At 44.3% G+C, this 1,289-nt stretch carries 1 protein-coding gene and 1 pseudogene; both read left to right on the top strand.

All coding sequences use genetic code 11. The annotated features are described in order from the left end of the window. A pseudogene (locus A3766_RS30410) lies at positions 1 to 971 on the top strand (glycerol-3-phosphate 1-O-acyltransferase); the annotation flags it as partial. Beyond that, positions 961 to 1,289, top strand: a 329-nt coding sequence (locus A3766_RS05030) for a DUF1499 domain-containing protein (protein ID WP_156508703.1), incomplete at its 3' end; no start/stop codon positions are given. The pseudogene A3766_RS30410 and the gene A3766_RS05030, both read left to right, overlap by 11 nt.

Genomic DNA, 1,289 nt, shown 5'->3' with positions numbered 1-1,289 from the left:
TGCAAACCGAGAAACCGCAATGGTTGTCCGGTTTTGTCGACAAGCTCTCTCAGGAAATCGTTACCGGAATCAATAGCTCCGCTGCGATTAATCCTATTAATTTCACTGCCTTGGTACTACTGGCAACCGAACGCTATGCCATGGATGCGAAAGTACTAGGCCGCGTAATGAACTGCTTCAATAGCCTGTTAAAAGAACAACCTTACAGCGAAGATATCACTTTTGCCGAAGGTGATGGCTTTGACTGGATTGAGTACGCTGAAAATATGCACCTGGTCGAGAGGCAAAAACAAGAACTGGGCGACATTATTAGCCTGACCGATAGAAATGCTGTGTCGCTCACTTACAACCGAAATAATATACTTCACTTGTTCGCAATCCCCTCTTTGATCGCCTGTTTAATGCAAAATAACAGTCGCATTGAGAAAACTCAGCTATATAGCCTGTTCAAATCAATCTACCCTTACATTCAGGCAGAACTTTTCCTTCGCTGGAGCAGTGACGAGGTCGAAACAGTATTTGAAGACTGGCTAAAAGTACTCATCCAACACAAGCTGGTAATTGACAACGGTGAGTACATTACTCGTCCGGCAAGCGGCAGTGAGGCCTTCGTAAACTTGTCCATCTTATCTCGTTTGATCATCCAGACCTTGGAACGCTACTACATAGTTGTTGCCATTCTTACGCGTAGTGGTTCAGGGAAGCTTGATGCCGAAGAACTTGAAAAACAGAGTACACTTATGGCTGAACGCATGTCGATTCTCTTTGGTCTCAATGCCCCGGAGTTTTTTGACAAAGCACTGTTCCGAAACTTCATTGCAACGCTGCAAAAAAAGGAATTCTTAACACTTAATGGCGCCAATAAGTTGGTATACGGTGAAGATGTTGAACGTGTAATAGAGGAAGCAAAATTTGTTCTGAACGCAGAACTCCGCCAGGCAATTATGGAAGTGACAGCACTTGAAGCCTAAGAACTGTGCTCTCTATGTCAGCCTTACTCTGCTAGCGATGACAAGTGGCTGCGCTGTCAGCCCGCTACAACAAAGTGATCCTGAACCTAGTCTCAATTGGTGCCCACCACTGCCTAATTGCGTCTCAACTGAAGCAAGTACCTTTTTTCACAAAATAGATCAGTTTTCCCTATCCATGCCTTTTGAAAAGGCGTGGCCACATGTAGTTGCTAGTGTAAACCAGCTCCCTCGCACCGAGATTTCACATCAATATCAGGGCTATATTTACGCAAAAAGTTATTCTCAAATATTTGGCTTTGTCGACTATTTCGAGGTACT

This window comes from Oleiphilus sp. HI0132 (assembly GCF_001635845.1).
Note: the sequence above shows the minus strand (reverse complement) of the source record. Positions and strands in the feature narration are given on the sequence as shown.